The sequence below is a fragment of the Algibacter aquimarinus genome (assembly GCF_039543265.1).
Taxonomy (GTDB): domain Bacteria; phylum Bacteroidota; class Bacteroidia; order Flavobacteriales; family Flavobacteriaceae; genus Algibacter_B; species Algibacter_B aquimarinus.
This window is the reverse complement of record NZ_BAABJK010000019.1, coordinates 1-6,517: the sequence shown is the minus strand read 5'-3', so window position 1 is coordinate 6,517 and position 6,517 is coordinate 1. Positions and strand designations below refer to the sequence as shown.

Below are 6,517 nucleotides of genomic sequence, written 5' to 3'. Positions count from 1 at the left end.
TATAATTTATTGCTAGTTCTAGCCTACTTACGAAAATCCTCGCGGATTTTCTATTCGGTTTGTATTTGCTAAATTAGGTGCTTAAAACACGCAACAAACCATATACAAACACGTTGTAAATAATTATGAACCAAAAACCTATTACATATTTTATAATAGTTCTCTTCATCTACACAGTATATGATTATTTTGAACATATTAACCGAATGAATTCTATATTCAAAAAAGAACCCTTGGACTGGATGTTTTTTTCTTTAACAGTATTTACATCACTTGTGCTTATTACTTTTTCAATTAAGGCATTATTAGAAAAAGTATTAAAAAGAAAGAATCTCTTAATTGAACTTAGTGCTTTTATTATTTGGATTTTACTTTATTTGTCATTGTTGGGGCCGCTTTTTGACAGTTGGTTTTGGCCTCATAGCGAATTGATTTTTAAATTGAGTATTATCCCTATCCTAATATTTTCCTTTATTTTCTTTGTAACTAGAAGCGGAATTAACCTGATAATGAGAAAAGAAATTTTGTACTCTGAATAATAACTATTTACAACAATGTATAAAAATAATAGCAGTTTAATCGCTAAATTAAAACTAAGTAAATTTAAAAAAGGTCTGTAATTAATCGAAAAGTAAATGCGTAAAAATCTGCTACTATTCTTATACTAGACCGTTGTGGGTAATTTGAGAAAACGGAAATGAACGAATCAAAAAGACTGAATTTTTTAAAATCATATCTCAAATTATTTGGAGTAGAGAAAATTGAACTGACCAATGAAACAGTGGACTCAATTAGTGGTATTGCAATCTATGACAAATCTGACCCAGAAGAAAGACAAGAATTTAATTGGTATAAAACTGAAAGTGAGGTTCCTTCTGCCGAATTAAACATTTTGATTGAAAAAATTGTTGCGGAAAAATGGCATAACGGAGATAAAATAACAAAAGATATTGCCGAAATAGAATTTACAGAATTTGACAATGAAACGAAAAATAGAATGGAATTTAAACTTTTTGAAATTGATATTAAAATGGTTGATAACGGAGAAGAAACAGATTCCTACTTTGTGCATTACTGATTGATAAATGAATATACTTAAGAAAATATCATTAATTGGAATTGTTTTCCTTTTGGTTGGCTGTTTCTCGACAGAAACAAAAAATGCTGAAAAAGCATATAAATATTGGTCTGGAGGCGAACCACCAAAAGAAATTGAATTAATAAAAGGAGAATATTACCAATCACCTCATTTTACACTAGAATACGAGCTATTCCTTAAATTCAAATCGGACAAAAAATGGTTTGACGAATTTGTTGAATATAACGGACTTGAAATTGACACAGTTGGAAACGAGTGGAAAGGTTGGACTAAATTACCTGAATGGTTTAAACCTGACCAAAACTATCTGATTTATGCAAAAGACCAATTAGACGAATTTGAACGTTCAAGATATTTAAGAAATCCTAAAACTGGAATTAGCTATATCTATGAAACCGTGGGAATGTAAAAAATAAAAAACTACCCACAACACCGTATAAAAATAATGCGTAAGTTTATTCCTAAATCAGAAGGCTAGTGCTTGTTTGCTGCATCTGATTTTCCTTCGGAAAATCCTCGCACTCAAACTACGCACTATTCTTATACTAGACCGTTGTACACAAGCTCTGAAAAGCCAACCGCACAGTCAAGCACATTTCATTTTGCTCGTGCCTCACAAAATAAAAAGAGCTTGCCTTTTCCCAATGCTCACTCAAACCGAATGATTATTTTTATACTCATTTAGTGAGATATTTAGAATAGTTCTTTACATTAGTGGACTGAATTAAAACAATTCAAAAATGAACCGAATAAAAGAGGTTTTAGACGAAAAAGGAATTAAACAAATCTGGTTGGCTGAACAATTAGGTAAGAGTTACAATATGGTGAACTCTTATGCTCAAAACAGAAGACAACCTAGTTTGGAAGACTTATACAGGATAGCTGAAATATTGAATGTACAAGTCAAAGAATTATTAATTGAAAGAAATGACCAATAAATGAAACTATACGAAGCATTAGAAAAACAACTCAAAAAGGAAAATAACTTTTTGACCGATAACGGAGAATTAAAAAAATGGGTTGTAATTAATAAAGCACAGAATTTTGATGCTGACCTTATAGAATTATTAATAGGAAATAATGAACTAAAAGAGAAGTTCTTTATAGACATTAAAGGCACATTAGTTTTCAACCAAAACTTGTTTGTGCAATTTTTAGAACAAAAAAACTACTTAAACGACAGCTATACAAAATATAAAAATAAAGTTGGTTTAACCATAGATGGCAAGTATTTAAAACAACGCAACGAAGTTGCTTTAGTTTGGCCATTTAAAGATTGTGTTTTAGAAGGAGGTCAAAGCAAAGAAGAAGAAAATAGAGAGGAAATTTTCTTTAATGAAATTTTAGCACAAGACGAAATAACCCAACTTTTCGAACCAAAAGTTTTGGCAAATGCCAAAACTTTTAACAAGGATGGAGAGCAAAATTTCAAAGGTTTTACAAGAGATGCTGAAATAAACAAAAAAAGAGGATTGCCAAAAGATACAATTACTGACAATTTAATTCTTAAAGGCAATAATCTTTTAGCTCTTCATTCACTGAAATAAGAATTTGCAGGCAAAGTAAAGTTAATTTACATTGACCCACCTTACAATACAGAAAAAGACTCTTTTAAGTACAATGACAGATTTACACATTCGACTTGGTTAACATTTATGAAAAGTCGTTTAGAAATTGCTCGTGATTTATTAACTGATGATGGAGGCTTTTATGTGCAAGCAGATTGGAATGAAATTCATTATCTAAAATTATTGATGGACCAAGTTTTTGGAAGAGATAATTTTAGAAACGAAATCGTTTGGTACTATGAAAATAAATTTAAATTCCAATTTACTAAAAACTTCAACAACGATACTGAAGCAATATTATTCTACTCAAAGAAAAATGGTAGTCAGTTTTTTAAACACGTTAAAGTTCCGGTAAAAAATAAAAGAAAACAAAATCAAGTAACTTGGGATAAAGAAGCCAAAAAAATGGTGACTGTCAAAGACGAGAATGGCAATGTAGTATATTATGAATCTAATGATAAAATTGTAGGTACTCTTTGGAATATACCAAGGATAAATTCACAGTCAAAGGAGAGAAAAGACCTTTTAGGTCAGAAACCTGAAGCCTTAATTGAAAGAATTTTATTGGCAGGTACTGAAGAAAATGATATTGTTTTAGACTTTTTTATTGGAACTGGAACTACTTGTGCTGTATCCCATAAAATGAATCGACAATATATTGGTGTTGAACAACTAGATTACTTAAATACTATGACTATTCCACGAATGGTAGATGTAATGAATGGAAATGACCAATCAGGAATATCAAAAAAATTAAAGTGGAAAGGTGGTGGCTCATTTAACTACTTTGAGTTAAAAAAGTACAATCAAACATTTATTGATAAAATAGAAGATGCAAAAGATAGTAAAACACTGTTAGCCATTTGGGAACAAATGAAAGCAAAATCCTTTTTGAATTACAATGTTGATATTAAAAGACAAGAAGAACATATTGAAGAGTACAAGAAATTAGAATTAAAACAGCAAAAAGAACATTTAATAGAATTATTGGACAAAAACCAATTGTATGTAAATCTTTCTTCAATTAACAATAAGGACTTTTTACTTTCAAAAGAAGAAACTGAAACAACAGAAGCTTTTTACAAACTTAAAAAGGACTAAATATGGGATTTTTATACAGCATATTTGATAATCCTTTTGCTCGTAAAGCATTGGAGCAAGTTGAACTTCCAAATTATATTTCAGACAATATAAAATATAGTATTCGACCATACCAAGAAGAAGCATTTAAGCGCTATATCTACTTAGATAAAGAGGATTTTGAGGAAAAACCAAATAAGCCATATCACCTACTCTACAATATGGCAACAGGTAGTGGAAAAACACTTGTTATGGCTGGCTTAATGATTTATCTTTTCGAAAAAGGATATCGGAATTTTTTATTTTTTGTTAATTCAAACAATATTATTACTAAAACAAAAGATAATTTTTTAAACTCTCAAGCATCAAAATATTTATTTACAGATAAAATAGTTGTTGATGGCAAAGATGTTTTAATTAAGGATGTTTCAAACTTTGAAGAAGCAGATAAAGACAATATCAATATTCACTTTACAACAATTCATAAATTACATTCTGACTTAAATAACACCAAAGAGGACAGTGTAACTTATGAAGATTTTCAAAGTAGAAAAATTGTTCTAATAGCTGATGAAGCACATCATTTAAGCTCAACAACGAAAACCAAACAAAAAGTTATAGATGAATTTGTACCATCTTGGGAAAATACAGTTACTAAAATTTTAAAACAAAATTTAGAAAATATTCTTTTAGAATTTACTGCTACATTAGATTACGAAAGCAGAGAAATAACTGAAAAATACCAAAATAAGGTAATTCATAAATACGACCTAGCTCAATTTAGAATTGATAAATATTCTAAAGAAATTAATCTCATTAGGTCTTTATACGATGAAAAAGAACGAATTATTCAAGCATTAATTTTGAATTTATATCGTCAGGAGCTAGCAACATCCAGAAATATTAATTTAAAACCTGTTATTCTTTTTAAGGCAAAAAAAACTATCAAAGAATCAGAACAAAACAAAGAAAACTTTCATAATTTGATTGATGGTTTTTCTGCTGAATTAGTTGAAAATATAAGAAAAACATCAACTGTTGCAATTGTTCAAAAGGCATTTGATTTTTTTAAAGCTGTAAAACTTTCTTCAAACGAAATTGCGAAACGTATTAAATCAAACTTTAAAGAAGAAAATTGTATAAGTGCTAATAACGACAAAGAAGCTGAATTAAATCAAATTCGTTTAAACACTTTGGAAGATGAAAACAATCCAATTAGAGCAGTTTTTGCAGTACAAAAATTAAATGAAGGTTGGGATGTTTTAAACTTATTTGATATTGTTCGTTTGTACGAAGGTCAAAATACAGGAGGCTCAAATACAAAAATTGGTAAAACAACACTTTCAGAAGCACAATTAATTGGTCGAGGTGCTAGATATTTTCCTTTCGAACTAGAAGAAGGACAAGAAATGTATAAACGTAAATATGATGATGAGCCTTCAAATGATTTGAAAGTTTTGGAAGAATTATACTACCACACAAAAGAAGACAACAGATATATTTCGGAGCTGAAAAAAGCATTGGTAGAGACAGGTATCTATGAAGACGAAGACAAAATAGAGACTAAACAATTATCATTAAAAATTGATTTTAAGAAAACGGATTTTTACAAAACTGGTAAAGTAATTTTCAATAAAAAAGTAGAAAAAAGCTATGACAATGTAAAATCATTTTCAGATTTAGGAGTATCAAAACGAAATATAGTTTTTACACTTTCCTCTGGTATTGGAATTATGTCTGGAGTGTTCGTAAAAGAAGAAAAGGAAGTTAAAACAGAAAAAGTAGAACAAAAAGACATTAAAGTTTGCGACATTCCAAATCACATTCTTCGTTATGCTTTATCTCAAAACCCTTTTTATTATTTCGATAGTTTGGAACGATATTTCCCAAATATAGAATCTCTTTCTAATTTCATTGAAAATAAAGATTATTTAGGCAGTTTAGAGATAACTTTTAATGGCACAAAAACAAGACTTAATGAAATTTCAAATTATGACTATTTGTTAGCTATTCAAAAACTATTACAAACCATCGAATCTGAAATTAAATCTAATCTTACTGAATATGAAGGTTCTGAATACATAAACAAGTTTGTTCACGAAGTATTTAAAGACAAGGAAATAAAAGTTTATAAAGATAGTGAAAGAGCTGACGGTCAAGAAGATTTAGTCGCAAATGAACCTTGGTACGTTTATAATGCAAATTATGGAACAAGTGAAGAAAAAGAGTTTGTGAAGATGTTCGCAAGACGTTTCGAGAATTTAGAAAAGTCATTTGAGAATATTTACCTGATTCGTAATGAAAGAGAAATTAAAATCATTGACAAATTAGGAAGAGCTTTTGAACCAGATTTTGTTCTATTCTGCAAACAAAAAACTGGAAAAGAACTAACATATCAAGTTTTTATTGAGCCGAAAGGAAATCATTTGAAAGCACACGATAAATGGAAAGAAGATTTCCTAAAAGAAATTAGAGCAGATAAAAAAACAATTGAAATTGACTCTGACAAATATTTGATAACTGGAGTTCCTTTTTATAATAATGAAAACGAAAATGAATTTAAGGAAACGCTGGAAAACACTCTGAATGAAGCCAACGCATAAAGCCATACACATTTGCAATTCGCTACAGACAAATCACAAGCCCAAAATTGCAAAAGAGTATGTCTTTGCCAACGCTGAATGACAATCTGAATGGAAAAAAGCCAGTGTACAACAAAGAACTGAGGTAAAAAACAAGTAAAAATTATTATTTTATTACCAATGTACTT

Annotated in this window: 6 protein-coding genes; all 6 read left to right on the top strand. The window is 29.3% G+C overall.

Annotated elements, in window-relative coordinates:
• Positions 1–697 precede the first annotated feature (697 nt).
• The 6 genes from ABD939_RS15600 (at position 698) to ABD939_RS15575 (ending at position 6,350) form a co-directional block, all read left to right on the top strand.
• Positions 698–1,078, top strand: a complete 381-nt coding sequence (locus tag ABD939_RS15600; RefSeq protein WP_345170506.1) for a hypothetical protein — start codon at positions 698–700, stop codon at positions 1,076–1,078.
• A gap of 7 nt (positions 1,079–1,085) precedes the next feature.
• Positions 1,086–1,508 carry a hypothetical protein gene (locus tag ABD939_RS15595; protein WP_345170504.1) on the top strand — a complete coding sequence of 141 codons (423 nt, stop codon included), beginning with the start codon at positions 1,086–1,088 and terminating at the stop codon, positions 1,506–1,508.
• A 331-nt stretch (positions 1,509–1,839) separates the two neighbouring features.
• Positions 1,840–2,037, top strand: a complete 198-nt coding sequence (locus ABD939_RS15590) for a helix-turn-helix domain-containing protein (protein WP_345170502.1) — start codon at positions 1,840–1,842, stop codon at positions 2,035–2,037.
• The gene (locus tag ABD939_RS15585) at positions 2,038–2,646 is read left to right on the top strand and encodes a site-specific DNA-methyltransferase (protein WP_345170500.1); all 609 of its coding nucleotides are present in this window, start codon (positions 2,038–2,040) and stop codon (positions 2,644–2,646) included.
• A gap of 24 nt (positions 2,647–2,670) precedes the next feature.
• The gene (locus ABD939_RS15580; RefSeq protein ID WP_345170508.1) at positions 2,671–3,768 is read left to right on the top strand and encodes a site-specific DNA-methyltransferase; all 1,098 of its coding nucleotides are present in this window, start codon (positions 2,671–2,673) and stop codon (positions 3,766–3,768) included.
• A gap of 2 nt (positions 3,769–3,770) precedes the next feature.
• A complete protein-coding gene (locus ABD939_RS15575; protein ID WP_345170498.1) occupies positions 3,771–6,350 on the top strand; it encodes a DEAD/DEAH box helicase family protein in 2,580 nt (859 codons plus the stop codon).
• Positions 6,351–6,517 lie beyond the last annotated feature (167 nt).

Excerpts from the sequence above, each read along its gene's own strand:
- ABD939_RS15600 (WP_345170506.1), top strand. The coding sequence starts at position 698 with ATGAACGAATCAAAAAGACTGAATTTTTTAAAATCATATCTCAAATTA.
- ABD939_RS15595 (WP_345170504.1), top strand. The coding sequence starts at position 1,086 with ATGAATATACTTAAGAAAATATCATTAATTGGAATTGTTTTCCTTTTG.
- ABD939_RS15585 (WP_345170500.1), top strand. The coding sequence starts at position 2,038 with ATGAAACTATACGAAGCATTAGAAAAACAACTCAAAAAGGAAAATAAC.
- ABD939_RS15575 (WP_345170498.1), top strand. The coding sequence starts at position 3,771 with ATGGGATTTTTATACAGCATATTTGATAATCCTTTTGCTCGTAAAGCA.
- ABD939_RS15590 (WP_345170502.1), top strand. The coding sequence starts at position 1,840 with ATGAACCGAATAAAAGAGGTTTTAGACGAAAAAGGAATTAAACAAATC.